At 61.3% G+C, this 26,793-nt stretch carries 32 protein-coding genes and 1 tRNA gene; all 33 read left to right on the forward strand.

The window, feature by feature from the left end; translation table 11 throughout:
- The first annotated feature begins 46 nt into the window (after positions 1-46).
- Complete coding sequence (locus ACQ4WL_RS04225; RefSeq protein ID WP_436508288.1) at positions 47-535, forward strand: nuclease domain-containing protein; 489 nt, start codon at positions 47-49, stop codon at positions 533-535.
- On the forward strand, positions 532-2,025 hold the full coding sequence (locus ACQ4WL_RS04230) for a DNA-methyltransferase (protein ID WP_436508289.1): 1,494 nt from the start codon (positions 532-534) through the stop codon (positions 2,023-2,025). Before ACQ4WL_RS04225 ends, ACQ4WL_RS04230 begins: the two co-directional genes overlap by 4 nt.
- Positions 2,022-2,429, forward strand: coding sequence for a hypothetical protein (locus tag ACQ4WL_RS04235; protein ID WP_436508291.1), 408 nt, complete (start codon positions 2,022-2,024; stop codon positions 2,427-2,429). Before ACQ4WL_RS04230 ends, ACQ4WL_RS04235 begins: the two co-directional genes overlap by 4 nt.
- Positions 2,426-3,382 carry a YdaU family protein gene (locus tag ACQ4WL_RS04240; RefSeq protein ID WP_436508292.1) on the forward strand — a complete coding sequence of 319 codons (957 nt, stop codon included), beginning with the start codon at positions 2,426-2,428 and terminating at the stop codon, positions 3,380-3,382. The genes ACQ4WL_RS04235 and ACQ4WL_RS04240 overlap by 4 nt, the downstream gene beginning before the upstream one ends.
- Entirely contained in the window at positions 3,369-4,274 is a 906-nt protein-coding gene (locus ACQ4WL_RS04245; RefSeq protein WP_436508293.1) for an ATP-binding protein, read from the forward strand. The genes ACQ4WL_RS04240 and ACQ4WL_RS04245 overlap by 14 nt, the downstream gene beginning before the upstream one ends.
- Positions 4,255-4,611 carry a hypothetical protein gene (locus tag ACQ4WL_RS04250; protein ID WP_436508294.1) on the forward strand — a complete coding sequence of 119 codons (357 nt, stop codon included), beginning with the start codon at positions 4,255-4,257 and terminating at the stop codon, positions 4,609-4,611. Before ACQ4WL_RS04245 ends, ACQ4WL_RS04250 begins: the two co-directional genes overlap by 20 nt.
- Entirely contained in the window at positions 4,608-5,036 is a 429-nt protein-coding gene (locus ACQ4WL_RS04255; protein WP_436508295.1) for a RusA family crossover junction endodeoxyribonuclease, read from the forward strand. The genes ACQ4WL_RS04250 and ACQ4WL_RS04255 overlap by 4 nt, the downstream gene beginning before the upstream one ends.
- Positions 5,033-5,545 (forward strand): HD domain-containing protein, encoded by a 513-nt coding sequence (locus tag ACQ4WL_RS04260; RefSeq protein WP_436508296.1) that lies wholly within the window; start codon positions 5,033-5,035, stop codon positions 5,543-5,545. Before ACQ4WL_RS04255 ends, ACQ4WL_RS04260 begins: the two co-directional genes overlap by 4 nt.
- Positions 5,542-5,967 carry a hypothetical protein gene (locus ACQ4WL_RS04265; RefSeq protein WP_436508297.1) on the forward strand — a complete coding sequence of 142 codons (426 nt, stop codon included), beginning with the start codon at positions 5,542-5,544 and terminating at the stop codon, positions 5,965-5,967. Before ACQ4WL_RS04260 ends, ACQ4WL_RS04265 begins: the two co-directional genes overlap by 4 nt.
- Before the next feature lie 77 nt (positions 5,968-6,044).
- Positions 6,045-6,587, forward strand: coding sequence for a hypothetical protein (locus ACQ4WL_RS04270; RefSeq protein WP_436508298.1), 543 nt, complete (start codon positions 6,045-6,047; stop codon positions 6,585-6,587).
- A gap of 329 nt (positions 6,588-6,916) precedes the next feature.
- A complete protein-coding gene (locus tag ACQ4WL_RS04275) occupies positions 6,917-7,306 on the forward strand; it encodes a hypothetical protein (protein WP_436508299.1) in 390 nt (129 codons plus the stop codon).
- A gap of 542 nt (positions 7,307-7,848) precedes the next feature.
- Positions 7,849-7,922 (forward strand) — tRNA-Gly (locus tag ACQ4WL_RS04280).
- Positions 7,923-7,998: 76 nt separating this feature from the next.
- Positions 7,999-8,145: a hypothetical protein gene (locus ACQ4WL_RS04285; RefSeq protein WP_436508300.1), complete on the forward strand. Its 147-nt coding sequence runs from the start codon at positions 7,999-8,001 to the stop codon at positions 8,143-8,145.
- A gap of 9 nt (positions 8,146-8,154) precedes the next feature.
- Positions 8,155-8,475, forward strand: coding sequence for a hypothetical protein (locus tag ACQ4WL_RS04290; protein WP_436508301.1), 321 nt, complete (start codon positions 8,155-8,157; stop codon positions 8,473-8,475).
- A complete protein-coding gene (locus ACQ4WL_RS04295) occupies positions 8,472-8,678 on the forward strand; it encodes a hypothetical protein (protein ID WP_436508302.1) in 207 nt (68 codons plus the stop codon). The genes ACQ4WL_RS04290 and ACQ4WL_RS04295 overlap by 4 nt, the downstream gene beginning before the upstream one ends.
- 408 nt (positions 8,679-9,086) lie before the next feature.
- The gene (locus tag ACQ4WL_RS04300) at positions 9,087-9,332 is read left to right on the forward strand and encodes a hypothetical protein (protein ID WP_436508303.1); all 246 of its coding nucleotides are present in this window, start codon (positions 9,087-9,089) and stop codon (positions 9,330-9,332) included.
- A 95-nt stretch (positions 9,333-9,427) separates the two neighbouring features.
- Entirely contained in the window at positions 9,428-10,069 is a 642-nt protein-coding gene (locus tag ACQ4WL_RS04305) for a putative metallopeptidase (RefSeq protein WP_436508304.1), read from the forward strand.
- Between the two features lie 30 nt (positions 10,070-10,099).
- Entirely contained in the window at positions 10,100-10,561 is a 462-nt protein-coding gene (locus ACQ4WL_RS04310; RefSeq protein ID WP_071077699.1) for a DUF2280 domain-containing protein, read from the forward strand.
- Positions 10,542-11,828 (forward strand): terminase large subunit domain-containing protein, encoded by a 1,287-nt coding sequence (locus ACQ4WL_RS04315; protein ID WP_436508305.1) that lies wholly within the window; start codon positions 10,542-10,544, stop codon positions 11,826-11,828. Before ACQ4WL_RS04310 ends, ACQ4WL_RS04315 begins: the two co-directional genes overlap by 20 nt.
- 14 nt (positions 11,829-11,842) lie before the next feature.
- Positions 11,843-13,210 carry a DUF4055 domain-containing protein gene (locus tag ACQ4WL_RS04320; RefSeq protein ID WP_436508306.1) on the forward strand — a complete coding sequence of 456 codons (1,368 nt, stop codon included), beginning with the start codon at positions 11,843-11,845 and terminating at the stop codon, positions 13,208-13,210.
- Complete coding sequence (locus tag ACQ4WL_RS04325; RefSeq protein WP_436508307.1) at positions 13,211-14,431, forward strand: structural protein; 1,221 nt, start codon at positions 13,211-13,213, stop codon at positions 14,429-14,431.
- 123 nt (positions 14,432-14,554) lie between these two features.
- Positions 14,555-15,364, forward strand: a complete 810-nt coding sequence (locus ACQ4WL_RS04330) for a DUF6651 domain-containing protein (RefSeq protein WP_436508309.1) — start codon at positions 14,555-14,557, stop codon at positions 15,362-15,364.
- Positions 15,365-15,505: 141 nt separating this feature from the next.
- Positions 15,506-16,870, forward strand: a complete 1,365-nt coding sequence (locus ACQ4WL_RS04335) for a major capsid protein (protein WP_436508311.1) — start codon at positions 15,506-15,508, stop codon at positions 16,868-16,870.
- A 56-nt stretch (positions 16,871-16,926) separates the two neighbouring features.
- Positions 16,927-17,298, forward strand: coding sequence for a hypothetical protein (locus tag ACQ4WL_RS04340; protein ID WP_436508313.1), 372 nt, complete (start codon positions 16,927-16,929; stop codon positions 17,296-17,298).
- Between the two features lie 51 nt (positions 17,299-17,349).
- A complete protein-coding gene (locus tag ACQ4WL_RS04345; RefSeq protein WP_436508315.1) occupies positions 17,350-17,862 on the forward strand; it encodes a DnaT-like ssDNA-binding protein in 513 nt (170 codons plus the stop codon).
- Positions 17,859-18,230 (forward strand): hypothetical protein, encoded by a 372-nt coding sequence (locus ACQ4WL_RS04350; RefSeq protein WP_436508316.1) that lies wholly within the window; start codon positions 17,859-17,861, stop codon positions 18,228-18,230. The genes ACQ4WL_RS04345 and ACQ4WL_RS04350 overlap by 4 nt, the downstream gene beginning before the upstream one ends.
- A gap of 3 nt (positions 18,231-18,233) precedes the next feature.
- Positions 18,234-18,608, forward strand: coding sequence for a hypothetical protein (locus ACQ4WL_RS04355; RefSeq protein ID WP_436508318.1), 375 nt, complete (start codon positions 18,234-18,236; stop codon positions 18,606-18,608).
- A gap of 8 nt (positions 18,609-18,616) precedes the next feature.
- Positions 18,617-19,105, forward strand: a complete 489-nt coding sequence (locus tag ACQ4WL_RS04360; RefSeq protein ID WP_436508319.1) for a hypothetical protein — start codon at positions 18,617-18,619, stop codon at positions 19,103-19,105.
- Positions 19,102-19,503: a DUF4128 domain-containing protein gene (locus ACQ4WL_RS04365; RefSeq protein WP_436508321.1), complete on the forward strand. Its 402-nt coding sequence runs from the start codon at positions 19,102-19,104 to the stop codon at positions 19,501-19,503. Before ACQ4WL_RS04360 ends, ACQ4WL_RS04365 begins: the two co-directional genes overlap by 4 nt.
- Positions 19,504-19,569: 66 nt before the next feature.
- Entirely contained in the window at positions 19,570-20,772 is a 1,203-nt protein-coding gene (locus ACQ4WL_RS04370) for a phage tail tube protein (RefSeq protein WP_436508323.1), read from the forward strand.
- Between the two features lie 130 nt (positions 20,773-20,902).
- The gene (locus ACQ4WL_RS04375; protein WP_436508325.1) at positions 20,903-21,376 is read left to right on the forward strand and encodes a hypothetical protein; all 474 of its coding nucleotides are present in this window, start codon (positions 20,903-20,905) and stop codon (positions 21,374-21,376) included.
- 14 nt (positions 21,377-21,390) lie between these two features.
- Positions 21,391-21,723, forward strand: a complete 333-nt coding sequence (locus tag ACQ4WL_RS04380) for a phage tail assembly chaperone (protein WP_436508327.1) — start codon at positions 21,391-21,393, stop codon at positions 21,721-21,723.
- The coding region (locus ACQ4WL_RS04385; RefSeq protein WP_436508328.1) for a hypothetical protein at positions 21,724-26,793 on the forward strand (5,070 nt) is incomplete at its 3' end.

Here is a 26,793-nt window from a genome sequence, read left to right on the forward strand (position 1 = left end):
GCGTTCTTAGCCTCATAGGCGCCTCGATCAAATTGGCGATCGTAACATGATGCGCCGCTCACCCATGAAGCTTAGCAAGCCCCTTGCGCGCACTTCATTCAAGCGCACCTCGCCCATGCCCAGCACCGGCATGTTGTCCGTGCAGTCGCACCAGCGCACGGCGCCGAAGCGCAAGGCCGGCTTAAAGTCGAAAGGCCCGGTCTCGACGCCGATCCGGCGCGCCGCGCGAGGCCAGGACTGCACGCTGCGCCTGGCCGTCTGCAACTTCGATCCTGACACCACGGTGCTCTGCCACAGCAATTTCCTGGCAGACGGGAAGGGCATGGGCCTGAAGGCGCCCGACACTGCCGCGGCGTTCGGCTGCAGCGCCTGCCACGACGTGCTCGACGGCCGGCGCCCGCGCCCAGCTGATCTGTCGCTGGTCGGCCTGGAGGCTGCCTTTCGCGCGGCCATCGGCGCCACACATGAAATCTTACGGTCGATGAGCCTGCTCGATGCAGCGTCGACCACCACACCCAATTTGGAGAATCCATGAGTGCCTTTAACGCTCAAGAACATGCCGCAGTTACTGACGCAGCCGAATGCGTCGTCATTGGCGACGCCACGCTGTATCGCGCTGATTGCATCGCGCTGATGCGCACGCTGCCTGACGATAGCGTTGACAGCGTCGTTACTGACCCACCGTATGGCATTTCCTTCATGGGTAAAGCCTGGGATGGTGCCGATATCGTGGCGCGCACTGAGCGCCGACGCGGCTTCGCCTCGCATGCGCCGGACGCCGGCCCGAATGGCGGTCACAAGTCGATCGCAGCCGAGGCCGGTAAATATGACCTTACACCGGCCGCAATGCGTGCATTCCAGGACTTCAGCGAGGACTGGGCGCGCGAGGTGTTCCGCGTGCTCAAGCCTGGCGGCCACCTGTTGTCGTTCTCTTCGGCACGCACCTATCATCGCATGGCGAGTGGCATTGAGGACGCAGGTTTTGAGATCCGCGACCAGATCATGTGGCTGTTCGGCTCAGGCTTTCCGAAGGTTGAAATCTGGACCCGGGCCAAGGCGGCCGCTGGACAAGCCGAAAGCGTGAAAATGCTTGAAGTAGGCTTCGAGGGCTGGGCTCGCGGCGGCCTTAAGCCGGCCCATGAGCCGATTTGCGTGGCGCGCAAGCCGCTGGTCGGCTCGGTCGCAACTAATGTCTTGGCGCACGGCACCGGTGCGATCAACGTCGACGCCTGCCGCGTGCACGCCAGCGACGCTCTGGGTGGGGCTTACACCGTCAAGCGTTTAAAACCGGGCGCCACACTGAACGAGACGGGTGGCAACTGGCGTCAGGAGGAGGTCGGTGCCACCCTGTTTCATGGGCAGATGGCGCCGGGCCGCTTTCCCGCCAACATCATTCATGACGGCAGTGATGAGGTGTTGGCAGTATTTCCGGATGCGGCAGGGCAGCAGGGCGATATCAGCCACGATTCTTCACCGCGCGAGCGCCAAGGAATTTACGGAAGTTTGTGCAAGGGACGTGGCGCGGAGCCGAGCGCCGACAGCGAAAACGACGGCGTGGTCGGCTTCAAGATGAAGCCTGGCGCGCGCCGGCTTGACGGCGGCAGTGCTGCTCGGTTTTTCTACTGTGCAAAGGCCAGCCGCGCCGACCGCAACGCGGGGCTGACAGACCCTGGGCCGCAGTTCAAGCAGGGTACCACGCTGCGCAAGGTCGAAATGACTGAGACGACCAGCAACACCCATCCAACCGTCAAGCCCACCGACTTGATGGCCTACCTTCAACGCCTCGTCACACCGCCGGGAGGCACCACGTTGGATTTGTTCATGGGCAGCGGCACAAGCGCTAAGGCGGCCGTGCGAGAAGGATTTAAATTCATCGGCTTTGAAATCAGTGCTGAATATTTCCCGATCGCCGTCGCGCGCACGCGGCATGAGGTTGATGTGGTTGCTGCAGCCGTGGTCGCTGATGCGGCAGCAGTGAAGGAGTTGGCGCGCCAAGCCGACCTGTTCGCGGAGCGTGAAGCATGACGCGCGCAAATTTCAGTGAGTTCGTGCTGGGCGCCATGCCCGGCACCAAAGCCGAGATCGTTATCAAGTCAGGCGTCAGCCAGGCTGCCGTGCTGCGCTGGGTGGGCCTGCTGCACGCCGATCGCAAGATTTACATCGCCAGCTGGAAGCCGCACCCGCGCGCCGGCGCCGCCATGGCCGTGTACGCCGTCGGCGACCTGCCAGATGCGCCGTGCACGCTAAAGCACCTGACGAAGCGCCAGGTTCGCTTACGCTTTGAGGCCAAGGCCAAGCAGGACGGCCGCTATGACTCGATGAAGGCGCGATGGCGCAGCAAGTACTGGATCCGCAAGGCGGGCGCCGTGGGCGATCCGCTGGTAGTTGCGCTGTTCGGCGCGGCGCGTGCGCAGGAGGCCCGACCTTGAATTACTTCGAGCACCATATTGGCGACTATGACAAGAATACCTCGCACCTTTCCGCCTGCGAGGACGGGATCTATTGCCGCATGATTCGACGCTACCTCGACAAGGAAATGCCGCTCGATCCGGACGTCGAGGAAATAAAACGTGTCGTCCGCGCACGCAGCCGCGAAGAAAAAAAAGCAGTTGACGTCGTTCTCAAAGAGTTTTTTTCTCTCGCTGCCGATGGCTGGCACCACAAAACGTGCGACGAAATTATCTTCGCATTCCAGGCCGGCGAGCCAGAGCGAGAGGCAAAGAAAGCGAACGAGGAAACACGCATGAGGCGGCATAGAGACGAGCGTGCAGCCCTGTTTGCGCAGCTTACGGCTGCTGGGCAGCACGCTGCTTGGAATATCGGAATCAAGGAACTCCGGGCGATGGCGGGTGCGTTGCAGGCCCCGAAAATCCCGGAACCTGAAACGCCACCTGTAACGGCACCTGCAACGCCTGCAACGGCTACCCAAACACCAATACCCAATACCCAATCACCAATATATAAAACCTTGTCGGAGAAAATCCCCGACGCGGCGATTCCAACGGTGCCTGTGGTCGATATCAAGGAAGCCAGGGAGAAGCGCAAGCACAGCGCTGACGACGAGAAGTGCGCCCGTTGGCTGTTCGGCCGGGTGCTGGCGAACAATGCTGCTGCAAAGCAGCCGAACTTCGACGGCTGGGCTGATGACGTGCGTCTGCTGCGCGAGCGGGACAAGCGCACCCACGCGGAAATCTGCGAACTTTTCCAATGGGCCCAGGGAGACGCGTTCTGGTGCTCGAACATCCTCTCGCCGGCAAAGTTGCGCGAGAAGTGGGATCAACTGACGATGAAACGAACGCCTTTGGGCGGAAAGACGGCACAGCATGGAAACTTTGGCAAGCAGGATTACCACAAGGGCGTTGGGGCAGATGGCACCTTTTGAAGGCAAGAAGCGCTACGCCAGCGCGCAGATCGAGCGGTGCCCGATGCACGGCGAGTACACGGCAATGCTGATTCGCGACGCCTGGTCCGGCTGCCCTGGCTGCATGAACGTCGAGGACCAGGTGCGCGAGGCAGAGCAGCGCGCCGCGTGGCGCCAGGAGCTCAAGGCGCGCGAATGGACCGCAAAGCTTGGCCGTGCCGCTATTCCCGAGCGCTTTGCTGATCGCCGCCTCGAATCGTACCGGCCAGACTGCCCAGGCGCCGAGCGTGCGCTGGCCGTGGCCACCCGGTACGCCGAGAACTTCGAAGATGCACGGGCCACTGGTGCATGCCTGATCTTCGCTGGTGATGTCGGCACCGGCAAGACGCACTTGGCCGTGGGCATTGCCCATCACATCATGGGCCACGGCCGCCAAGCTGTGTTCACGTCGGTGATGCGCGCGGTGCGCTCCGTCAAGGAAACCTACGCCAAGGGCGCTGGCCGCACCGAGGCGCAGGCCATCCGCGACCTGGTCGACCCAGACCTGCTGATCCTCGACGAGGTTGGCGTGCAGCACGGCAGCGACACGGAAAAGCTGATCCTGTTCGAGATTATCAACGGCCGCTATGAGGCGGCGCGCCCGACCATCGTCATCAGCAACCTGGACGCGGCCGGCCTGGAGCAGTTCCTGGGTGCGCGGGCGTTTGACCGATTGCGCGAGGGCGGCGGCAGGCTGGTGGTCTTCGATTGGCAGTCGCACAGGGGGAAACGCCCGAGCATCCAGGCTGCGAATGCTGCTCAGGATTTGCCAGAGGTGCCGCCGCACTGCGCGAGCGGTGTGGTGGCTACCCGCGTAGCGGACACATCAGAAAAACGGCTTAGAAAGGCCTCTAATGCAAAATCAAGAAAATAAAATCGCAGCAAACAAACGGCTTGCCGAGTTGCTGGGCTGGACCAACATCGCCGAGTTGGGCGGCGCCCTGGTCGGCACGCCGCCGGCGGGCGCGGCCGAAAGCCGTGGCCAGGCGCTGGTGCCGGATTGGGCTGGCGACTGGGCGGCAATCGGGCCGCTGGCAGCCGAGCACCAGGTCGACGTGTTGCACAACTGGGGTAGCGTTCATGGCCGCTGGGGCGCTGGTGCCAACTGCGCGGTGCGGGTGGTGATTGACCATTGGTCCGACGACCGCGACGCAGCGACTCGCATGGCGCTGACGCTTGCCGTGGTCGCCAAGCTGGAGGCTGGCCGATGATCACCTTCATCATTCCCGGCCAGCCAGTCGCCAAGGGGCGGCCGAAGTTTGCCCGGCGCGGACCTGCCGTTGTCGCCTACACGCCCGCCAAAACAGCCAGTTACGAAAACTTGGTCAAGATTGCCGCAACTGCGGCCATGGCTGGCGCCGCTCCCAGCGCTGCGCCAATCGAAATCATCATTGCCCTGGCGTTGCAGATCCCGGCCAGCTGGTCGAACAAGCGTCGAGCGCTGGCCGCCGCCGGCGCCATTCGGGCCACGAAGAAGCCTGACGCCGACAACGTGCTAAAAGGCATCAAGGATGGCTGCAACGGCATCGTGTGGCGCGACGACGCACAGGTGGTCAGCATCACTCTGCAAAAAGGCTATTCCGAGATACCACACGCCAGTGTTTCCATTCGAGAATTACAAGGAGATTCGGCATGACTATTGCATACGAAGCAATGATGTTTGCGCGTCACGCGCACCGCGCGCAGCAGCGAAAATACACGGGAAACCCATATTCGGATCATTTGGCCGAGGTGGCCGGCATTGCCATGTCTGTCGGCTGGCAGGCATCGCTGATCCATCCTGATCAAATGATGGCCACGGCCTGGCTGCACGACTGCATCGAGGATCAGGGCGTCGAATACGCGCAGCTCTGCCGCCAGTTTGGCCCCGTCGTCGCCGATGGCGTCATGCTGCTGTCCGACCTGGAAGTGGGTAACCGCGCCGAGCGCAAGGCCGCCGGCCGCAAGCGCTTGGCCGCCGCGCCTGGCTGGGTGCAGACGATCAAGTGCGCGGACCTGATCAGCAATACGTCCAGCATTGTGATGCACGATCCGAAATTCGCCGTGACCTACCTGGAGGAAAAGCGCTTGCTGCTGGATGTGATGGCGCACGCCGATCCGCGTCTGCGCGCGCTGGCAATGGCTCAGTCCAAGGTGGAAGCATGAGCAGCAACAAGAAACCGCGCAAGCGCTACACCCCGAAGCCAGCCGTGCTGCCGCCCGGGATGCGCCGCGCCATGGCATTCGAAATGCCAGGCTTCCAGGCCAGCGAGGCTATGGGTAAGGGTCACTTCCAGGAGCAGCACGTCTACGACCTGCTGAGCAACGCCGACATGGCGCGCCGCATTGCGCCAGCTGGCCATGCCATCCTGCCGGTGGCCCAGGCCATGGTCGAGGCGATTGCCGAGATCCAAGCGCGCGCCCAGCGCACAGGCACATTCGGCGTCAACGGCGATGAAATGCGCGTGCTGCGTGATGGCGTAGGCAAGACCATGGTCTTCCTGCGCCGCGCGTCGAATGTCGAAATTGCCCGCGCTGGCCTAGCCGCCGTGCGCGAATTCAACCGCACCGGCGTGCTGCGGGTATGAGCGGCTCCGAGGAGTGGCAGGGCTGGCGCAGGGCTAAAAAGGGTGTTAACGTTGGCATACAAAATGAAAGGCAAGACATGGGCTTTACAGACCGCTACATCGCATCGATAGGTTCGAGCAACCTGATGGACGACGCTTTGCACCACCAGACGGACCCGCTGGCCGCCGCGGCGCTGGCTGGCGACATCGGCGCGCTGCTGTGCCGCGTGAAGTACGCCGACGGCACGCTCATTCGCATGTTCGAGGGCAACCAGCAGAATCTGGCGCAGCTGCTGCGCATCTGGACTGTCGAGGTGATCAAGCGCGGCCAGATGCGGCGCTGGGTGCCGGAGAATACCGCTTGGGATGCGCAGTCCGCGCAGGCGCTGTACCGTCGCGTGGCCGAGAAGTCGCTGGCTCACTGGCTCGACAGCACTTGCAAGGGCTGCAGCGGCACCGGCGTCAAGGCGCTGCTGGGCAACGGCATCTGCGCCAGTTGCAAGGGAACCGGCACGGCCGCAATCCACGGCACTGCCGGCCTGGAGTTGGAGCGCGTCAAGGATATGGTGAGCGAACTGAGCGCCATCGCCGATAGTCATTCGGGGCGGGCATCTGGCCTGTTGCGCGGCGGCGACCGGTAGCGAAAAATATGCAGGGCCTGTGTTTACAAACAGTATTCCGTTGTATAATCCAGTCTCTTATTCAAGAAAACTCTTCCGGAAATCGTAATGTGCGCCTGGCGCCACCGATAGCCGGAACTAGCGACAGTACCCGGACCCAGCGCCGTATCTGCACGTCTTGAATTCGCCGCTCACCACGCACTATAGTCGTGGGAGCAATACCGAAGCCCGCTCATGCGGGCTTTTTCTATTGCGCAGTCCTCTTCTGAATCGTCTATGAGCAAATAAATTAATTTCAAAATGGAAAGTTTTTTTGATATGATACATCATTAAACTTTTTTGGAATTGCAATGATGCTTACTGATAAAAACAAATGGTTGAAGGCGGTGGCTGGGGTATTGCTGAGTTTATTGGTAGGCGTTATATTTCTACTCTCTTTAGACAGGCTTACTAATTGGCTGTATATCAGCTTTAATTTGTCCCAGTATGCTGTTTCTTATACTATCGCTGGGGGACTGTTTTGTTTTCTTGCGGGATATTTTGGTTATAGATTCAGGGAGAAGCAACGCCTTTGGTACGCGTCAGTGGAAATTGGGGTGGCAATGCTAACGGCTGGCGCAACTGTTTACAATGCACTGACGACAGATCAGTCGTCATGGGGATCGCTTTTGGCGTTTTCAGGTGCAATTTATATCGCTGTGCGTGGGTTTGATAATTTGGCGAAAATAAAAAAAATATAAGTTTAAGTTGCTTTCGTGGCAATAGTTAGACTACAGATTGCCCTAAAAAGAATGTCGAAGCCACCCTCGAAGGTGGCTTTTTTTCTATTTGCGCGCCACCTTCGAGGCCGCCATGTCCGAAATGATGCCTCCCTCGGGCATGAGTACCTGGGGCGCCGCACGCCGACGCCAGAGCCGCTGCCCACACGTGAAGAGGTGCGCCGCGAGCTGGGGTGGACCTTGATCACTGCCGAGCGCCAGACGCAGGCCGAGGTCGACGAACGAAACTGAACTGGCCAGATGCGCGCGCGAGCATGCCGCCGCAGGCCTGAAAAGGAGGTGCACCATGAAGTAGCGAAGAATTCATCCCCAGCGCCATGAGGCGCAAATGTGAAGGCGACTTACCGCGCATTTAGCCATTGGCGCAGCGGGTAGTTTGGCACTGGCGAGGCCTTAGCGCATCAATCAGCCTAAAACCACGAGCAGGATATGCATCACCCAGCCGACGCGCGTTGTAGCCGCGGCTATTCGGCGCCGGACGCTGTAACCGGCAACCAGATTTCGCGGGCGTAGCTCAATGGTAGAGCGGAAGCCTTCCAAGCTTTCCACGCGGGTTCGATTCCCGCCGCCCGCTCCAGTTCTCCTTGCCCGGCACGCCGGGCTTCGCCGCCGGCCGCATCACTGCGCTGGCGGCTTTTTATTTGAGGTGCCGCATGTTCGATATCGACTTCCGCGCCATGATCATCACCCTGATTCTGGCGGGCGCGCTGATCGGCGGCGCCATCGTCGCGATCGTGCTGCTGGCCTGGCCCTGGTTGTGGGCGATTGCCAAACCGGCGCTGCACGCATTCACCGCATAAGGAGATTCCATGCGCATCACAGTAGGCGATCCGGACGCATACCGGGCTACGGTATTTTTCAACGGCGCCCCGATCACCATGTGCACGATGGCCGATGAAGAGCTTGGCGAGGTCATCATCTACGCGCCGGATCGCGCCGGGCGCATTCTCATCAACGAGGCAACCGGCGACGCGCTGGCGCAGACCGCGCACGGCAGCGTGTCGGTATTCATCGCCCAATGCCGCTCCGATGACGGCTTCGATGCCTGGATGCGCGAGCGCACCGAGGCTGCGCACCAAGCCATGATGAAGCACGCCCGGCAGGGCGGGAAGGGCTACGAACGCCCATGATCGAAGCCCTGCAATCACTTTATTCATCCGCCCGGGGGGGGCGCGGCCGGCGAATCTATTTGCGGGCCATGACAGAGCATGTGGTGCGCGACGACCGTCTCGGTTGCCCGGCGCAGCTTGCGCGGCAGTATTTCGCGGGAGGCATTGCCGCCAATCACCAAGTATTGAGCGCTATTGCACGCCAGCAGCGTGGCTCACAATAACCAGATCGACCTGATAACTGCGACCTGCCAGCGCGCTCCAGTGGCAGAGCTTTGAAAAACGGGCGCAGTCACCGACGTATCATGGCCAAGAGGCTCCACCGCAATTCATCGCGGCCCTGCTTGGCACGGGCGGTGACATAGGTTATCCGCAGTTGCGGGAGTTGTCGGCGAGTATCGGCTAACGCCTTGGGCATGAAGGTAGCCCTCAGCTGCGTCTAAGCCATCCTCCATGACTAGCTGCATGGCGGTCTCGATAATAGCATTGAGCGCGCTGTCTGGATGGCAACTCCGGCCAGGCGTAAGCAGGTAGGTTGTCGGCATCGCATCGGATCCTTGTTCGAAATCAAATGATGTCAAAGCCACCTGAGTGGGCCTTGATTTGCGTCAACACATTGGCGAATAAGTGAAATGAAAAAAATTCAACATCCGTCGAACAACGGCGTGCTCGGCGCGCCTGCAGGCTGGGATCAAGCCGAGTTGCCATGCAACGCGCTGCCGATAACGCGCACGCACGTGGGCGATCTGCCTGCCGTGGTGTCGTACTGGCACCCAGATGCCGTGGAGCTGGCAGCACTGAATGCAGGTGGTGCCGTCCGGCTGTGGGTGGTAGGCGCAACGATGCCTCCCGTGATGCTCGACGTCGACGGCGCATGAGACACTACATTTAGTAGGTCGCGAGCGAAAGTGTCAAAAATCACCGGGCTGAGACCGCTAGAATTACTGTCAAACACTACATCTAGTAGGTCGGAATGAAAAAAAGCCGCAATCTCGCAGCGCCCAGCTCCTCGCGCCCGATGCCGCCACCCGAATTCGCCGACCCGCTGAACAACCGGTACCTGCCCGCACCCGAGGTGCTCAAGTGGGCGCGCGCAACCATCCTCACCGAAGGCGGCGCGCTCTACAACGAAGACCACGTCCACCTGGAATATGCCGACGTGCAGTTCCTGTGGGCGCCAGAAGGGTTCGTGAAGGCCGGCCGCACCGTGCTGGGCCAGTGCGAGGAAGTGACGTTCCGCTGTGGGCCGTGGCAGAAGGGTCGCCAGCAACAGCAGATGGCCGACTGGTTCGGCGCCGTGCCGGACTTCCTCATCACATTGGACGCATCGTATTGCCTGACGTGCAGCGACGCTGAGTTCTGCGCGCTGCTCGAGCACGAGCTTTATCACATCGCCCAGGAGCAGGATGAATTCGGCGCGCCAGCCTTCAACAAGTACGGGCTGCCGAAGCTGTGCATGCGCGGCCATGACGTCGAGGAGTTCATCGGCGTGGTCCGGCGCTACGGCGCAAGCGAGGACGTGCAGCGCATCATCGACGCAGCAAAGACACCGCCAGAAGTGGCGAAAATCAACATAGCGAGGGCGTGCGGAACGTGTCTTCTAAAGGCTGCGTAGCCTTTACGTTGCTTTACAGGAAACTAAAACATGGCCGCACTCAAGGACGAGGTGAAGCTGTACATCGTCAACGCGCTGGCCTGTTTCGACTCGCCGACGCAGGTTTCGATAGCAGTAAAGGAAGAATTCGGCCTCGATGTGCCGCGCCAGCAGGTGTCGCTGTACGACCCGAATACCTACGTCGGCCGCAACCTGAGCCAGAAATGGCGCACGATCTTCGAAGAGACGCGCGCCAAGTTCCGCGCCACTGCTGAGGAAATCCCGATTGCCAGCAAGGCATTCCGCTTGCGTGGCCTGGGCCGCCTGGCGCAGAAGGCCGAGAACATGCGCAATTTGCCGCTGGTGGCCAGTCTCTACGAGCAGGCCGCCAAGGAAGTGGGCGACATCTACGTGAATAAGGGCAAGGCCGAGCAGGCCGACCAGGCGCCCACACCTGTCGCCATCACCTTCGGCGTGAAAGACGCCAAGCGCCATGACGACAATCCAGTTTGACCTGAACGTCCCACAATCGAGCTTCCTGCAGTTGCCGCACAAGTTCAAGGCCTACGTGGCCGGGTTCGGTTCGGGCAAGACGTTTGTGGGCTGCGCTGGGATCTGTGCTCACTTCTGGCAGTGGCCGGGCATCAACCAGGGCTACTTCGCGCCGACCTATCCGCAGATCCGCGACATCTTCTATCCCACGATGGAGGAGGTGGCCTATGCGATGGGCCTGCGCATCAAGGTGAAGCAGGGCGACCACGAGGTCGAGGTGTACGAGGGCCGACGCTATCGCGGCACGGTCATCTGCCGCTCGATGGAGAAGCCGGAAACCATCGTCGGCTTCAAGATCGGCCACGCGCTGATCGATGAGCTGGACGTGATGCCGCTGAAGAAGGCGCAGATGGCCTGGCGCAAGATCATCGCCCGGATGCGCTACAAGGTGCCGGGGCTGATGAACGGCATCGACGTGACGACGACGCCCGAGGGCTTCAAGTTCGTCTATCAGCAGTTCGTGAAGGCTATCCGGGACAAGCCAGAGCTGGCCAGCCTGTACGGCCTGATCCAGGCGAGCACGTTCGACAATGAGCTGAACCTGCCGGACGACTATATCCCGTCGCTGATGGCCAGCTACCCGCCTGCGCTGATTGATGCTTACCTGCGCGGCAAGTTCACCAATCTGACCAGCGGCAGCGTGTATGCCGACTTCGACCGCGCGCTGAACCACACGAACGAGATTATCCTGCCCGGTGAGCCGCTAATGGTGGGCCTCGACTTCAACGTGCAGAACATGACTGCCTGTATCAATGTGGTGCGCGAAGGGCTGCCGCGCACGCTGGCCGAGCGCGTGCAAGTGCGTGATACGCCGGCCATGGCCAAGATCCTGAAGGAGGACTTCAAGGACAAGGGCCACCAGGTGAAGATTTTCCCGGACGCGTCCGGCCAGAACACCAGTAGTAAGAACGCGAGCGAGTCCGACCTGTCCATTCTGCGCCAGGCTGGCTTCCTGCTCGAAGTGAACCACTCAAATCCTGCGGTCAAGGACCGGGTCAACGCCTACAACGGCATGATCCTGAACGCCCAAGGCGAGCGCCGCTGGAAGATCAACACCGACCAGTGCCCGACCACCACCGAGGCGCTGGAGCAGCAGGTGTGGGGCGCCGACGGCCAGCCGGACAAGAAGTCTGGCCATGACCATCCGAACGACGCAAACGGCTACTTCCTCGTGAAGCGCTACCCGATTGTGCAGCGAACTACCACAGTATCGCCGCTGCGCATGTAACAACAAGGAATTCCATGACCGACGCCGTACGCAAACAATCAGCAGAAGCCGCAAAGCTGAACGAGGATTGCGCCCTGGTAACCGCGCTGCTGGGCGGGACCAAGGCTATGCGCGCCGCCGGGAAGACGCATATGCCCCAGTGGCCAAGCGAGGATGACGAAAGCCACAAAATGCGCCTCAGTGTGGCTACACTCTTTCCAGCTTATGCCCGCACCATCGACGTCCTGTCGGCCAAGCCATTCAGCAAACCGCTGACGCTGGGCGAGGACGTGCCGGAGCGGCTCAAGCCCTGGCTGCAGAATGTTGACCTGTCCGGCCGCGACCTGCATAGCTTCCTATCGGAGATCACGCAGGAGGCGATGGGCTACGGCTTCGCTGGCATCCTGGTCGACTTTCCCAAGGCGGGCAACCTGGTCACGAAGGCCGACGAGCAGGCAGCTGGCGTGCGCCCGTACTTCGTCCAGGTGCACGTGCAGAATATCCTGGGCTGGCTGCCGAAGAATGCGACCAGCCTTGACGGGCTGACCCAGTTGCGACTGTTGGAAAGCGTGTCCGAGCCGAATGGCGACTTCGATACCAAGGAAATCGAGCAGGTGCGCGTCCTGGGGTGTGGCACCTGGCAGACCTGGCGTCAGCGCGAAACGGCTGGCAAAAAGGACTGGGTGCTGCACGAAGAGGGCGCCACCACACTGAAACGCATCGCATTCGTGCCGGTCTACGGCAAGCGCCTGGGCTACATGCAGGCCACGCCGCCTCTGCTGGAGTTGGCCCATGCTAATGTCGAGCACTGGCAAACGAAAAGCGATCGCCAGACAAACCTCCACATGTTGAGCGTACCTATTCTCTTTGCGCGCATGCTTGAAGCCGCCATTTTGACTGTAGGTGTGGGTAGTGCTGTTAAGGCTGATCATCCGGATGCCGACATGAAGTATGTCGAAATGTCCGGCGTGGCGGTTGAGGCAGGGCGCTTGGTCCTGCTTGATCTTGAGGATCAAATGCGTCAGGCCGGCGCCGAGCTGCTAGTGATCAAGCCTGGGAACGTGACCGTGAGCCAGACGTTGGCCGACAACGAGCAGGGCGCCTGCGCGCTGCAGAAGATCGCGGGCAACGTCGAAGACGCCGCAGATCAGGCGCTGCAGCTGATGGCTGAGTGGGTGAATGAGCCGGAAGGTGGTCACGTCACGATTTTCAAGGACTTTGGCGCTGCGACCTTAGCGGAAGCCAGTGCCGAGCTACTGTTTAAAGGCGCCTCGACGGGCCTGTTGTCTGCCGAAAGTTACTTCAATGAGCTCAAGCGGCGCGGCATTCTGTCGCCAGATCTGGACTGGGAGACTGAGCAAGAACGCATCATGTCCGCTGCTCCCACCCTGATGGCGGCATAAATGGGCGCGCTCGAAGAGTGGATTGCCGAGATGTTTCTCGTGCATTCGTTGAACCTGCTGCGCTTTTCATCCGGCGCGCAAGAGAAAATCTTGCTGCTGATGGCGGCCATGTCGAAGGAATTGACGGCCAAGCTGAACGAAGGCGAGATATCGACCTACGGCAAGCAGCGCCTGGGCGCACTGCTGCGCGAGTCGAATGCCGTGATTTCGTCGCACTACACCGGCATGCAGGCGGAAATGACCCGCAACTTGACCGGCATGGTGCGCATCGAGGCCGATTACACGGCCAAAGTGCTGACGCAAGCGCTCAAGATCGAGCTGGGCGCCAAGCTTCCGCCGGCGACCTATCTGGAAAAGCTGGTCGGCGACACCCTGATCAAGGGCGCCTCGTCAGCGGACTGGTGGAAGCGCCAGGCACTTGATACGCAATTCCGCTTCGCCAGCCAGGTGCGGCTCGGCGCGGCGCAGGGCGAAACGACGTCGCAGATCGTGTCGCGCGTACTTGGCAAGAGCGCCAAGGCGGCCGATTCGCCGGCCAACAAGCCGGCATTGCCTGCCACGCCTCCAATGCCCGATGCGAAGGCGCCGCCCGCCGGGCCGGCAACGAAGCCGGGTGTGCCGCCAGCTGATCCGGCCGCCAAGCCGCCTGGCGCCGCGCCGGATCCTGTAGCGCCGGGCGAGCAGGGCATCTTGAAAGCGTCTGCGGCAAATGCGCGCGCGCTGGTGCACAGTTCGGTGCAGGCTGTGGCCAACGCCGCGCGCCTGGCGTCCTTTCAGCAGAACGCCGACCTGATCGAGTGCCTGGTGTGGCTGTCGACGCTCGATTCGCATACCTGCCTGCTGTGTGCCATGCGCGACTTGCACGAGTACTCGCTGGACGACCAGGAGCCGATTAACCACACCCACGAGTGGGCGGGCGGCCCTGGTGCCATCCATTTCAGCTGCCGATGCGTGCTCAGCACGCGCACCAAGTCTTTCAAGGACTTGGGCATCGAGTTGGACGAGCCGGGCGATAGTACGCGTCCCAGCGACGGCGGGCCAGTCAGCAGCAAGATGAACTTCAAGGACTTCCTGGCGAGCAAGGACAAGGCTTGGCGGGCCGAGTACTTGGGTCCGGGGCGTGCCGAGATGTACGAGGCGGGCAAGATCACGCTGAATGACTTGATGAATCTCAAGGGAAGGAAGCTGACGCTGGAGCAGCTGCAGGCGAAGTACAAATAGACTTTTTCATACCAACGAGGGCCGCCCGGGCAACCCGGCGGCCTTTTTTATTGCCGCAAGCGGACGCGACGCGGTGCACGGCCGGAAGGCCAACGATAGGGCGGATGCCCGGAAAGAACGACCATGCCATTCAAATTCAACGCAGACGGAACCATTGCCATCGACGGCGAGAAGAAGCTGCCGATCTTCATTCACCCGAACGGTACCGAAGCGCCATTCGACGCGGATACCACGCTGGGCACGATCACCCGCCTGAACGGCGAGGCCAAGACCCATCGCGAGGGCAAGGAAGCGGCAGAGGCAAAGCTGAAGACCTTCGAAGGCATCGAAGACGGCGTGGCGGCACTGGCCGCCCTGAACACGGTCAAGAGCCTCAGCTCTGGCGAACTGAAAACGGCCGCCCAGGTCAAGGAAATCCAGGACGCGGCCGCCAAGACCGCGCAAGAGCAGGTTGCCGCACAGGCCAAAACCAGCGCCACACAACTGCAGGAACTGACCGCGCAGCTGGAAAAGCGCACCAGTGAACTGAATACCCACATGATCGGCGGCGGCTTTTCCAGCTCGAAGCTGTTCACTGACGACAAGCACCCGCTGCGCCTGGCCATCCCTCCCGAAATGGCCAAGGCGTATTTCGGCAACAACTTCAAAGTCGAGGACGGCAAGACCGTTCCGTATGATGCCGCCGGCAACAAGATCTTCTCGCCGACCCGCCCGGGCGAAATCGCCGACTTCGATGAAGGCCTGGCGCAGTTGGTGCAAGCCTGCCCGTTCAAGGATCAAATCCTCAAGGGTTCCGGCGCATCAGGTGGTGGTGCGACTGGCGGTGGTGCAGGCGCTGGCGCAGGCAAATCCATGACGCGCGCCGCTTTCGATGCAGCAACGCCGGCCGCGAAGGCGGAATTTGCCAAGGGTGGCGGTGCCGTTACCGATTAATCGCTCCCGACGTTGAGCAAACCATTTCCATTTCAGTATTACCGCAACGCATAGCCAACGCCTGGATGGGGGTTGGTGTTTTGGGCTGGATGGCCTGTCTGTTTTAAAAATTCCAAATCACCAACTTTTAAAGGCTTTACCATGAAGAAAACCTTGCTGTCGGTCATGACCCTGTGCGCTATGGCCCTGTCTATTGCCGCGTCGGCGACCACCGCGATTACCCACAAGGCCGTCGAGATGCTGGTGGCCGTGCCAGAAAAAGCCGACTTCGCCGGTCGCGTACTGGTCGAATTGGCATATCGCTACATCACCAACTACGCCGCGCGCACCGGCGTGATCATGGGCGCAAACTCACTGAGCGGCCTGATCACCACCATCTACAGTGCTTCGGACCAAGTTGCGCGCGAGCTGGTTGGCTTCATCCCAGCAGTTTCCGCTGATATGAACTTTACCCGAGCGGCGGTCGGCCAGGAGGTTACGTCGCCAGTCGCGCCTGCTGCGGTTGCTACCGATATCGCTCCAGCGGTGACGCCGCCCAATGACGGCGACCAGAACATCGGCAAGAAGGGCGTGGTAATCACCAAGGCGCGCCGCGTGCCGATCCGCTGGAATGGCGAAGAGCAACTTGCTCTGGATAACAACGGCGCGAGCTATAACGTGATCCTGCGTGATCAGATTTCGCAGGCCATGCGTACGCTGGTGAACGAAGTCGAGAGCGATTTGGCTGCACTGTATGTCAAAGCCTCACGCGCGTGCGGCACTGCCAACGTCGCGCCTTTCGCTACGGCTGGCGACCTGACCGACACCGCAGGCGCGCTGCGCATCTTGGAAGAGAACGGCGCCCAGGGCCTCGACTTCCAACTGGTGCTGGGATCGGCCGCAATGGTCAACCTGCGCGGCAAGCAGTCTGGCCTGTTCAAGGTCAATGAGGCTGGCCGCGAAGACATGCTGCGCAACGGCATGACCGACCGCCTGCAAGGCTTTGCACTGCGCAACAGCTCGGGCATCAAACTGCATGCCAAAGGCACCGCCGCCGCTGCAACGACCAATGCCGCTGGCTATGCTGTTGGCGCCACCGTCATCACTCTTGCAGCAGTAGGCACTGGCACTTCACTGGCTGGCGACACTATTGCCTTCGCTGGCGACCCCAATCAGTACGTCGTGTCGAGCGGTGATGGTGACGTGTCGAATGGCGGTACGATCACCCTCGCAGCACCAGGCCTGCTGAAAGCCATTCCGGCCGCCGCTACCGCCATCACCGTCGCCGCGTCGGGCTTCCGCAACATGTTTTTCGCCCGCTCGGCCATCCAACTGGCTACGCGTGCGCCGGCACTGCCGAAGCAGGGCGACTCGGCCGTCGACCGCATGCTGGTCACAGATCCACTGACCGGCCTGACCTTCGAGATCAGCATGTACGCCCAGTACCGCCAGATGCAGTACGAAGTGGCCCTGGCATGGGGCTGCGGCTCGGTCAAGGATGAGTTCATCGGCATCCTGCACGGCTAACCATCAACCCGGCTCGGCCTGCACTGCTGTGCTGCCGGGCCTCACCTGGACTCACCATGCATACCATTCAAATCGTATCCACGGACCCGCACACGCAAGGTCCGTTCGTCATCATCAACAAATCCGACTACAACCCCGACGTGCACGAGTTGCACGGCGACCAGGAGCTGGGTGCGCCATCCGAGCGCGTGCCGACCATGGCCGAACTGCTGGCCGCGCGCGATCAACTTCTGGAGCGCGAGCGCGAACTGGCGACCGAAAAGGAACGTGTTGCCGAGCAGGCCCGGGCCAACGAAGTCGAAGCGCAGCGCCTGTATGACGAGCGCGCCGCTGCCGCTGACGCAGCCACCAAGGCTGCTGTTGACAAGGTCGCCGCCGACAAAGCCGCAGCGAAGGCTGCCGAAAAGGCCGCCGGCGACAAGAAGTAAGCCAGCAGCACCACAGCCCGCCGCGAGCGGGCTTTCCCCCTCAGGATCAACATGCTCATCACTGAAACTGGCGCCGGCCTGCCCGATGCCGAATCCTATGCCAGCGTCGCCGCGGCGGATGCGCGCTGCGCCAGCCTGGGCCTGACCGCCTGGGCCGCGCTGGCCGAGCCGGCGAAGGAAATCGCTTTGCGCCGCGCGACGCTGTTCATGGCCACCTACCGCACGCGTTGGGCGGGCCGCCGGGTATATCAGCGCCAGGCGCTGGACTGGCCGCGCTACAACGTGGTGGTCGATGGCTTCACCGTCCCAAGCACCTCGGTGCCGGTCGACGTGGCGAATGCCTGCATCGACCTGGCCGTGCGCGCCGGCAGCGGCGAGGATCTGCTGCCAGACCTCGACACCGGCTCGAACGCGATCAAGAAAGACAAGACCGGCCCGCTGGAAACGGAGTACTTCCAGAACACCACGGATGCGCGCGAGCGCTTCGTGGCCGTGGACGCGCTTCTGGCGCCCTACTTCGGCTCGGCCGGCGGCGGCAATTCGATCAAGGTGACGCGAGCATGAGTGCTTATCCAGCAGTGAAGATCGACGGCTGTTTCGTCGCTGATAACACCTACCGCGAAGGCGACAAGGTATGGGTCGTCACCAACCTGATCGCGCGGGCCAAAGAGTTGGTTCCATTTGACCTGCCACTGGCGGCGATCTACTCCGGCAGCGAGGTCTGGACCCCTGTCGGTTCGGCCTACGGCATCGCGCATCACGTGCGCCGCGCGCTGGACGTCAACACTGAGTATCCGATCATCCTGTGCCAGCAGGGCTTCATCATGGACGGCTGGCATCGCGTGCTGCGCGCCTTGATCGACGGCAAGACCACGATCAAGGCCGTGCGTTTCGTGGAGACGCCGCAGTATGACTACTTGAAAGTGCCATAGGCTATGACCGATTACAGAAAAACCGCCGCGCGCGCCGACCAGTCGCTGCGCCGCAAGGGCGGTCTCGTGGTGCTGCGCCAAGTGGTGACCGGCGAATACGATCCTGGCCAGGGCTCGGCGCCCAGCATCACTACCGACTATGAAGGCACGGGCGTCAAGATAAACTATGAGGCAGAGAACATCGACGGCACGCTGATCCAGGCGGGCGACCAGAAACTGCTGTTGTCACCGCTGCAGCGCAACGGCGCGCCAATGCCAACGCCGACCACGGCAGACTTGGTGCTGTTCGGCGGCGCCAGCTACACGGTGAAGGCCGTCGAAACCACGGTACCGGTCGATGTGGCCGTGCTGCACACGCTGCAACTGCGGGGGCTTTGATGGCGAACATGTCGTTTTCTATGCAGATCGCCGACTTCATCGCCAAAACCAAGGCCAACCAGGATCTGGTCGTGCGCGCCATCACCATGAAAATCGACAACAAGTTGGTGCAGCGCTCGCCGGTAGGTGACGCCAAGTTCTGGAAGCACAAACCACCACCAGGCTATACGGGTGGCCGCTTCCGTGCCAACTGGCAGCTTTCCATCGGCTCGCCGACGGCTGGCGTGCGCGACCTGATCGACAAGGACGGCAGCGCCACGATTGCCGCACACGGCAGCGTCATCAGCGCGGCGAAGGCGGGCGACGTGATCTATCTCGTGAACAACCTGCCTTATGCGAAGCGCATCGAGGAGGGTTGGTCCCGCCAGGCGCCCGTTGGCGTGGTGATGCTGACGGTCGTGGAATTCCGCACCATTGTGGACAATGCTGTGAACGGCGTGCGCGACGGCACCACCGCAAGCGAGTTCGCCCAAGGCTATTCGAGCTATAAATTATGAGCCAACCAACAATACGAGCGGCGCTGGAGGCGGCCCTGGCCAGCCTCGCGCCAGCCATCGACACCGCTTGGCAGAACGTGCCGTACACGCCAGTCACCGGCCGACCGTATCAAGCGGCCTATTTGCTGCCGGCGGAACCGGACAATCATTCCTTGGGCGACGGCTCGCGCCAGGAGCGCGGCATCTTCCAGGTCAGCTTGCTGTATCCGCCGGGGCAGGGGACTGCTGCCGCCGGCGCGCGCGCTGACATGATCGCGGCGCTATTCAAGCGCGGCGCTGGCTTCACGAAGGGCGATGTGACCGTGCAGATCGAGCGCACGCCTGAAATCGCCGGCGGCCGCGAGGACGGCGACCGCTGGATGGTCCCGGTCAAGATTCGCTGGTTCTGCAACCTGTAACCCGCATCACCCACACAGATCGCCTCGGCGGTCTTTTTTTTCGACCAAAGAAAGGCAATCCACACCATGACCACTGCAAACGGCATCGACAGCCTGCTCGTTATCGGCAAGCAAACAGCGGAAGGCACGAAGGCGCTGGCCGCCGCCGGCCGCCTGTATCCGCGCGTGACCGCGACGTACGACACGGACGCTGACAAGTATTCGAGCAACGAGATCGACCCGAGCCAGCAACAGAGCGATACCCGCCTGGGCAACTTCCGCACCTCTGGCGTCATCAAGGGCGAAGCCAGCTGCGGCACCTACGCCGTGCTGCTGGCCGCGCTGCTGCGCCGCGACTTCACGGCAGGCGGCGTAACCACGGCGCAAAGCACGGTCGCCTCGGGCGCAACGGGCCTGACCCGCAGCGCCGGCTCCTGGCTGGCAGACGGCCACCGCGCAGGTACCGTCGTGCGCATCGCCGGCTTCCTGACCACCGGTGCGGCCAACAACGGCAAGAACTTCTTCGTCACTTCGGCCACGGCGCTGAAGCTGACGGGTCAGTTCATGGATGGCAGCGCCATGACGGTGAAGGTCGAGGGCGACCCGGTGACCGTGACCGCAACCGGCAAGCGTAGCTTCACGCCGCTGACCGGCCACACCACGGACTGGTTCACCGCGGAAGTTCAGGATCCCGGCATTGCCGTGAACCGCTGCTTTATTGACCAGTTGGTGAGCAAGGTTGACTTGTCCGTGCAGCCGAACGGCATCACCAGCATGGATTTCACGCTGATGGGCAAGCTGGAAGGCCCGACCACACCGGCTGCGTACTTCGCCGCGCCGGCGGCCACGCCCGGTACCGGCAAGTTCTCCGGCGCCACGGCGATGCTGACGGTAGCCGGCATCCCGTCGCAGATTTGCACCGGCATGTCGCTGTCCCTCGATGGTCAGGTAAAGATCGATCCGGTGATCGGCTCCAAGTTCGCCACGGCCGGCTCGCGCGGCAAGGTGCTGGGCTCCGGGCAGTTCACCGTGCTGATGCAGGATTCGGCCTATATCGACTACTTCAAGGAAGAAGTCGAGTTGCCGCTGGCCTACGCCATGGCGGCCAGCACGGCGCCATTGGCCGATGTGATGACCATCGCCATGGGGCGCATCAAGATCACCAGCGCCAAGGTCGATGATGGTGAGAAAAACAAGATTGTCACTTGTGCCTTCGACATCCTGCGCTACCAGGGCGCCGATGCGCAGCATGAGGCGACCACCGCCGCCTTCCAAGACACCAGTCTGTAACCCATTGCCCGGCCAAGCGCCGGGTTTTCTTTTGGCGCAAGCGCCACCCCAGCACCGACCGGTCGCTGTCGCCTTCGTGGGCGCGGCGGCCGGCACGGGCATTGTTTATTACCCACGAAAGGCACTACTCATGAATACCACCCATGCACCTACAGCCCTGAACGCCGCTCAAGCCATCGCCGTCGCCGGCTTCGACATCGCCAACCTGTCCGCGCCAGCCGCGCGCGTGACCTTCGACGTGCCCGTGATCTTCGACGCCGACGGTGAGCCCGTGGCCGGCATCAAGATCGTTGGCAAGAATTCCGACGAGTACCGCAAGGAAAGCCATGCTGTGCGCGCTGAAGGCTACAAGAAATCTGCCAAGCGCAAGACGGCCATCGACGCTTCCACCGACGAAGGCGCAGATCAGCTGGTGCACGTCATCGATGATAACCAGAAGCGTCTGGCGCTGGCCGTGGCTGTCGACTGGTACGGCTTCACCAGCAACGGCGCGCCGGTTGCCTTCGACAAGTCGCTGATCGCTACGGCATTCGAAAAATACCCAACCTGGCAGGATCGCGTCACGGCCGCCCTGGAAAACGATGCCAATTTTTTGAAGGTCTGACCCAGGCCCTGCTGTTGTACGCAGATCACTTGTTTGATCGAGCATCAGCGGCAGGCGACGGCAACGCCAAGGGCGATCACCTGGACACTGCCCGGCAAAACCCGCTGTACCGGGCGCCCGAAGCGCCGGCGGTGCCGCAACTGCCGCCCGAGCTGGCGTACATCTGGACCTGGTTCACCCAACTGAACCAGAAACGCCAGTGCGGTATGGCTGTGAACTCGCTGACCAGTGCCGAGATATTGGCCTGGCAGGCGCGCCACGGCGTGCGCTTTGATCCGTTCGAAGAGGGCGTGATTGATCGCCTTGATGTGCTGTTTATGCACCATCAAAACAAGAAGGAGCATTAAATGCCTGATATCGCCCAACTTGGACTTTCCATCGATACGCGTCAAGTGGTCGCGGGCAGCAAAGCCCTTGATTCCCTTGGTGATGCAGCGGTGCGCGTTGAGCAAAAGACCGCTGGCGCCACGGCAGCCGTCGATAGGCTGGGTGAGGCCAACGCGGCCGCGAAGGCCAAGGTGACCGAAGGCGCCGCAGCTGTTGACGCTGTTGGTGAGGCTGGCGCGCGCGCAGCTCAAAAAGTGTCGAGCACCACCACGTCGGTAGATTCGCTGAGCGCGGCAGCAGTGCGCGTGCGCTCGACATCGGTCGAGGGCGCGAGCGCGCTGGACGGTTTTACGAATGCGTCGGCCGGCGTGTGGCGCCGTGGTGGCGATGCGGCCAAAAGCGTGGAAGCCCTTGGTGATGCTGCCCAGCGAACCGGCCAGCGTACGGCTGTCAGCAATGGCCAGATGGATGACACGGCTCGAATCATGCGCGCACAGGCCGAGCAGGCGCGTGCGACCGCTCAAGCAAATGTGGCGCTAGGCAACACGACCACGCAGATGACCCTCGGACAGCAGCTGTTTGTAGACAAACTGCGCGATCAAGTTGCGGTACTGGGGATGAGTCGGTCGCAGTTGCTCGCCTACCAAGCCGCCGAGCTGGGCGTAACCCAGGAAACCGAAAAGCTCATCGCCAAGCTGAAACAGTTTGAAGATCAAACCCGGGCGGCTACTGAGGCGAGCCGCGCGGCAGCGGTCGCAAAGCGCGATCAAGAGCGTGCCGCCTTCACATTGAGCGACGCAATCGGGTTTTTGGTGAAGGCCTATGCCGCCTTGAAGGTTGCTGAATATGTAAAGGAAATGGCGCTGATGGCGGCGCGCTACGAGACCCTCGGCGTTGTCGTGCAAGTCGTTGGCCGCAATGCGGGCTATACCAAAACCCAGATGGATGCGGCGACCGACTCGATCGCCCGCCAGGGCATCACGATGATCGAGTCGCGCGAATCGGCTACCAAACTGGTACAGGCGCACGTCGACCTCAAGAACGCCACCGTGCTGGCGCGCATCGCCCAGGACGCTGCCGTGATTGGGCATCTGAATTCGTCGGATGCGTTCGACCGCCTGGTAAACGGTATCTCGCGCGGTAACGTGCTGATCCTGCGGAACATCGGTATCAACGTGAACCTGCAGACGGCCTATCGCCAGATGGCCGATGAGCTGGGTAAGACCACCAAAGAGTTGTCAGAGAATGAGCGCGTCCAGGCTCGCCTTAATGCCGTCATCGAGCGTGGCTCGGATATTGCCGGCACATATGAGGCTGCCATGGGCACCGCCGGTAAGCAGATTACGTCGATGCAGCGCTACATGACCGATCTGAAAACAGTCTCCGGCGAGACCTTTCTTGAGGTGCTGACGGTAACCGTCATGGCGCTGACCAAGGGATTTAAGGACGCCAATGGCGAAGTCAATGAATTGTCACGGAATAACCAGTTGCACGAGTGGGGCAGCACGCTGGCCCAAGTATTTGTGGTCGTGGCTGATAACGTCAACAATGCATTTTCTGCAATGAAGCTTATGGGGGCGGCTGGTACGTACGCCAGTAAGGCTGCTGAAATTCATACGCAATACACCATTGATCGCTCGGATGCAGGTTTTAGCTTCACCGGCCAAATTGATGCTTACAAAAAAATGCAGGCAGCGATGGAGGCGAACGCCAAGCTGCTTGGTGACAGCAAGGATCAGATCCTTGCCGGAGAAGATAAGTTCCAGAAAGCCTATGACGAGCGCGTCGTAACTATCAACGCAAAAAGAAAAAAGGACGCTGACGAAAAGCTCAAGGTAGACAGCGATTACGCACAGCGCGCGCAGGCTCTGCTAGCGGAGAACGCCGGCAAGAGTCTGAAAATTCAGCAGGATGCCCAAGTTGCCTTCGCAAATTCGGTGTACGTCGGTACCCCGACGTATCGAGATACCGAAGGCCGCGAGCCAAAGCCAAAGGCCGACCAGGTCGAAAACACGCAGCTCGCCGACCAAATCAAACAATACGCAAAGGAAGCCGCAACTGCGAAGGCGCATTACGATGCCCTGGGCAAGCTCGATGACATGCACCTCAAAGGTGGCGAATTGTCCGTGCAGCAGGCATACGAGAACAAGCGCAGCTACGCCCTCAAGACCTATGAGGCGGAAGTGGACGCCTACGACCTGCAAATCAGCGCATTGCAGGGCCACAACAACACTACGAAGGCGGAAGCGGCCAAGCACCAGAAGGAATTGAACGAGATACTGGGCAAGCGCGATGCAGCCGAAAAGGCTTTTTTCGATGCGAGTTTTACTCGCGATGAGGAGGAGCGCCTGCGCCAGGCGGCGATCACCACCGCCGCATCAGATGCTGCAAACAAGGAAATCGCGGCCATCAACGCACAAGTCGCTGCGGTAGAAGAGCAGATCCGCACCTACGGCATGTTGCCAGCGGCCAAGACGGCGCTTGCTGTCGCCGACCTTGAAGAGCAAAAAGCTGCTCTTGTAAGTTTCGAGGGCAATGAGAAGGTCATCGATGGCATCAATCGCAAAATTGAAGCGCTGAAGCGCCTTGGCATCGTCCAAGGCAAGGCTTCGACGCAAGAGCAGGGCGGCGACGTGGCCAAGGCCAAAGAGCTGCTGGACATCCTGACGGCTGTCGACACTGCAACGAAATCGGCAGCGCAAGGTATGGCTGCGTCGTTCGGCTCGGTTGGTACTGCCATTGGTGGGCTGACGACAGCATTGTCCGGCTATGCCGTGCAGCAGCAGGCCATCGCTGCCCAGTTGGCCGCCGCCACTAAGGATGCCTATGGCGACCCGACCAAAGTCGCCAAGGCCCAGGCCGCTGCTGCGCAGCAGGGTGCGCAGGCACAGGTCAAGTCGTATGGCGACATGGCAAGCGCCGCCAAGGGCTTTTTCAAGGAGAACACCGCTGGCTATCGGGTAATGGAAGGCGCTGAAAAAGCTTATCGTGCCGTGGAAATGGCGATGGCGATCGAATCGATGGTGAAAAAGTTGTTCGCCGTCGAGGTCGTGACGACTGCAACATTGGGCGCGGAAGCTGCCAAAGCGGTGGCCATCCAGGCTGGCACGGCAACGCAACTCGCGGCCGATACCGTAAAAGGCACATCCGCTGCGGCTGTGGCGGTCGCTACGCAAGCGCAGGGCGATCCTTACAGCGCTTGGATTCGCATGGCCGCGATGGCTGCGGCGATGGCAGCGCTGGGCTTCGCAGTATCTGGCGGCAGTGGATCGGACACGACCGCCAGGGACCGTCAGGCAGCGACCGGTACTGGCTCGGTGCTGGGCGACTCGTCCGCGAAATCCGAGTCGATTGCGCACTCGCTGGCCATCATGGAGAAAAACTCCGGCCTGGGCCTGGCGCATACCATTTCTATGGATTCGTCCCTGAGGAAGATGGTGTCCGGCATTGGCAATTTGTCCAGCCTGCTGGCGCGCTCCGGCGTCGTTGCCGAAGGTGGCGGCGCAGCTGCTGGCGTGCAAACCGGCACGAAGGTGCTTGGTGGAACCCTGGGCACTGTTACCGGCGCGGTAGCCGGCGGTGTCGGAGGTGCTGCACTCGGAACGTATCTGGGGATGGGCATGGCGGCCATTGGCGGCCCGCTGGGCCTTGCCATTGGCGCAGTGCTTGGATCCGTGCTCGGTGGTGTCGTGTCGAAGTTGTTCGGTACATCGACATCAATCAAGGACCAAGGCATTACCGGAAAAGCCATGTCATTGGGGAATGTCGATGCACTAGGCTTCACGGCCCAGGCTTATGCCGATGTCAACACGAAGAAAAAGGCATTCGGTATCACCTATAAGGACAAGGACAGCACACAAACCGCCGCGCTATCGGGGGAAATGAATAACCAGTTCACCATGATCATCAGCAGCATGGGGCAGACCATCCGCAATGCTGCCGATGCGCTGGGCATGGGCGGTGCCGCATTCAACGCTCGGCTTAATTCGTTTGTAATCGATCTGGGCAGGATCAGCTTGAAGGGCCTGTCCGGCGAAGAGCAGCAGAAAGCGCTGGAAACAGCATTTTCCAAGCTCGGCGACGATATGGCCAAGTTCGGCGTGGCTGGCCTGCAGGAATATCAGGCCGTGGGCGAAGGCTACCTGGAAACGCTGGTGCGTGTCACCAACGACTACATGCAGGTGTCCGACGTACTGGCCGTGCTAGGCAAGTCCTTCAATACCACGGGCCTTGGCGCGGTGGCGCTGAGCGAAAGCTTGATCGCGGCCGCCGGCGGCCTTGACAAGCTGACCAGCGGTACCGGCTTCTTCGTCGAAAACTTTCTGTCGGAAGCTGAGCGCATGGCACCGATCACGAAATCGGTGAACGATGCCATGGGCAAGCTGGGGCAGTCGGGCGTGACCACGGTCGACCAGTTTAAGGCCCTGGTGCTGGCGCAGGACCTGAACACGGCTGCTGGCCAGGCGATGTATGTGGAGTTGATTGCCCTTGCCGAACCGTTCAAGAAGGCTGCCGATTACGCCGCCGAAGTGGCTGCGGCAACTGGCGAGTATGCAGCGGTGCTCAAAACGGCGAACGAAATTGCCAACGAACACCGTGACCTGCAAAAGCAGCTGAACGAACTGACGAAAAGCGAAACTGAACTGCTGGCTATCCAGCGCTCCAGCATCGCCGCCGTCAACCGCGCGCTGTTCGACCAGGTGCAGGCCGCCAAAGCGGTGGTCTCGGCCAAGGACGCACTGGCCAAGGCCTACGACACCGAGGCAGCAGCGGCCCAGACGGCGCTGGATAAATCGAAATCGTGGGTGGCCACGCTCAACAGCCTGAACGCCAGCATGGCCCTGGGCAGCCAGTCCGTCCTTACGCCAGAGCAGAAATACGCCGAGGCGCGGGCCCAGTTCGAGAAAACCCTGGCGGCGGCCAATGCCGGGGACACGACGGCGCAGTCCGGCCTGTCGGCTGCTGAGCAGGCATTCCTGACGGCCTCCCAAGTGGTCAATGCGTCGGATGCGAAGTATGCGGCTGATTACGCGCGCGTCATCGCCGCCAACGAGGACGCTGCCAAGTGGGCATCGGCCCAAGTCGACGTG

Origin of the sequence: Janthinobacterium kochi (assembly GCF_051380715.1) — a bacterium.
Lineage (GTDB): Bacteria > Pseudomonadota > Gammaproteobacteria > Burkholderiales > Burkholderiaceae_D > Janthinobacterium.

Bases quoted from the DNA above. Each gene is read 5' to 3' on its own strand.
- ACQ4WL_RS04225 (WP_436508288.1), top strand. From the start codon at position 47: ATGATGCGCCGCTCACCCATGAAGCTTAGCAAGCCCCTTGCGCGCACT.
- ACQ4WL_RS04230 (WP_436508289.1), top strand. From the start codon at position 532: ATGAGTGCCTTTAACGCTCAAGAACATGCCGCAGTTACTGACGCAGCC.
- ACQ4WL_RS04235 (WP_436508291.1), top strand. From the start codon at position 2,022: ATGACGCGCGCAAATTTCAGTGAGTTCGTGCTGGGCGCCATGCCCGGC.
- ACQ4WL_RS04245 (WP_436508293.1), top strand. From the start codon at position 3,369: ATGGCACCTTTTGAAGGCAAGAAGCGCTACGCCAGCGCGCAGATCGAG.
- ACQ4WL_RS04250 (WP_436508294.1), top strand. From the start codon at position 4,255: ATGCAAAATCAAGAAAATAAAATCGCAGCAAACAAACGGCTTGCCGAG.
- ACQ4WL_RS04255 (WP_436508295.1), top strand. From the start codon at position 4,608: ATGATCACCTTCATCATTCCCGGCCAGCCAGTCGCCAAGGGGCGGCCG.
- ACQ4WL_RS04260 (WP_436508296.1), top strand. From the start codon at position 5,033: ATGACTATTGCATACGAAGCAATGATGTTTGCGCGTCACGCGCACCGC.
- ACQ4WL_RS04265 (WP_436508297.1), top strand. From the start codon at position 5,542: ATGAGCAGCAACAAGAAACCGCGCAAGCGCTACACCCCGAAGCCAGCC.
- ACQ4WL_RS04270 (WP_436508298.1), top strand. From the start codon at position 6,045: ATGGGCTTTACAGACCGCTACATCGCATCGATAGGTTCGAGCAACCTG.
- ACQ4WL_RS04275 (WP_436508299.1), top strand. From the start codon at position 6,917: ATGATGCTTACTGATAAAAACAAATGGTTGAAGGCGGTGGCTGGGGTA.
- ACQ4WL_RS04285 (WP_436508300.1), top strand. From the start codon at position 7,999: ATGTTCGATATCGACTTCCGCGCCATGATCATCACCCTGATTCTGGCG.
- ACQ4WL_RS04290 (WP_436508301.1), top strand. From the start codon at position 8,155: ATGCGCATCACAGTAGGCGATCCGGACGCATACCGGGCTACGGTATTT.
- ACQ4WL_RS04295 (WP_436508302.1), top strand. From the start codon at position 8,472: ATGATCGAAGCCCTGCAATCACTTTATTCATCCGCCCGGGGGGGGCGC.
- ACQ4WL_RS04300 (WP_436508303.1), top strand. From the start codon at position 9,087: ATGAAAAAAATTCAACATCCGTCGAACAACGGCGTGCTCGGCGCGCCT.
- ACQ4WL_RS04305 (WP_436508304.1), top strand. From the start codon at position 9,428: ATGAAAAAAAGCCGCAATCTCGCAGCGCCCAGCTCCTCGCGCCCGATG.
- ACQ4WL_RS04310 (WP_071077699.1), top strand. From the start codon at position 10,100: ATGGCCGCACTCAAGGACGAGGTGAAGCTGTACATCGTCAACGCGCTG.
- ACQ4WL_RS04315 (WP_436508305.1), top strand. From the start codon at position 10,542: ATGACGACAATCCAGTTTGACCTGAACGTCCCACAATCGAGCTTCCTG.
- ACQ4WL_RS04320 (WP_436508306.1), top strand. From the start codon at position 11,843: ATGACCGACGCCGTACGCAAACAATCAGCAGAAGCCGCAAAGCTGAAC.
- ACQ4WL_RS04325 (WP_436508307.1), top strand. From the start codon at position 13,211: ATGGGCGCGCTCGAAGAGTGGATTGCCGAGATGTTTCTCGTGCATTCG.
- ACQ4WL_RS04330 (WP_436508309.1), top strand. From the start codon at position 14,555: ATGCCATTCAAATTCAACGCAGACGGAACCATTGCCATCGACGGCGAG.
- ACQ4WL_RS04335 (WP_436508311.1), top strand. From the start codon at position 15,506: ATGAAGAAAACCTTGCTGTCGGTCATGACCCTGTGCGCTATGGCCCTG.
- ACQ4WL_RS04340 (WP_436508313.1), top strand. From the start codon at position 16,927: ATGCATACCATTCAAATCGTATCCACGGACCCGCACACGCAAGGTCCG.
- ACQ4WL_RS04345 (WP_436508315.1), top strand. From the start codon at position 17,350: ATGCTCATCACTGAAACTGGCGCCGGCCTGCCCGATGCCGAATCCTAT.
- ACQ4WL_RS04350 (WP_436508316.1), top strand. From the start codon at position 17,859: ATGAGTGCTTATCCAGCAGTGAAGATCGACGGCTGTTTCGTCGCTGAT.
- ACQ4WL_RS04355 (WP_436508318.1), top strand. From the start codon at position 18,234: ATGACCGATTACAGAAAAACCGCCGCGCGCGCCGACCAGTCGCTGCGC.
- ACQ4WL_RS04360 (WP_436508319.1), top strand. From the start codon at position 18,617: ATGTCGTTTTCTATGCAGATCGCCGACTTCATCGCCAAAACCAAGGCC.
- ACQ4WL_RS04365 (WP_436508321.1), top strand. From the start codon at position 19,102: ATGAGCCAACCAACAATACGAGCGGCGCTGGAGGCGGCCCTGGCCAGC.
- ACQ4WL_RS04370 (WP_436508323.1), top strand. From the start codon at position 19,570: ATGACCACTGCAAACGGCATCGACAGCCTGCTCGTTATCGGCAAGCAA.
- ACQ4WL_RS04375 (WP_436508325.1), top strand. From the start codon at position 20,903: ATGAATACCACCCATGCACCTACAGCCCTGAACGCCGCTCAAGCCATC.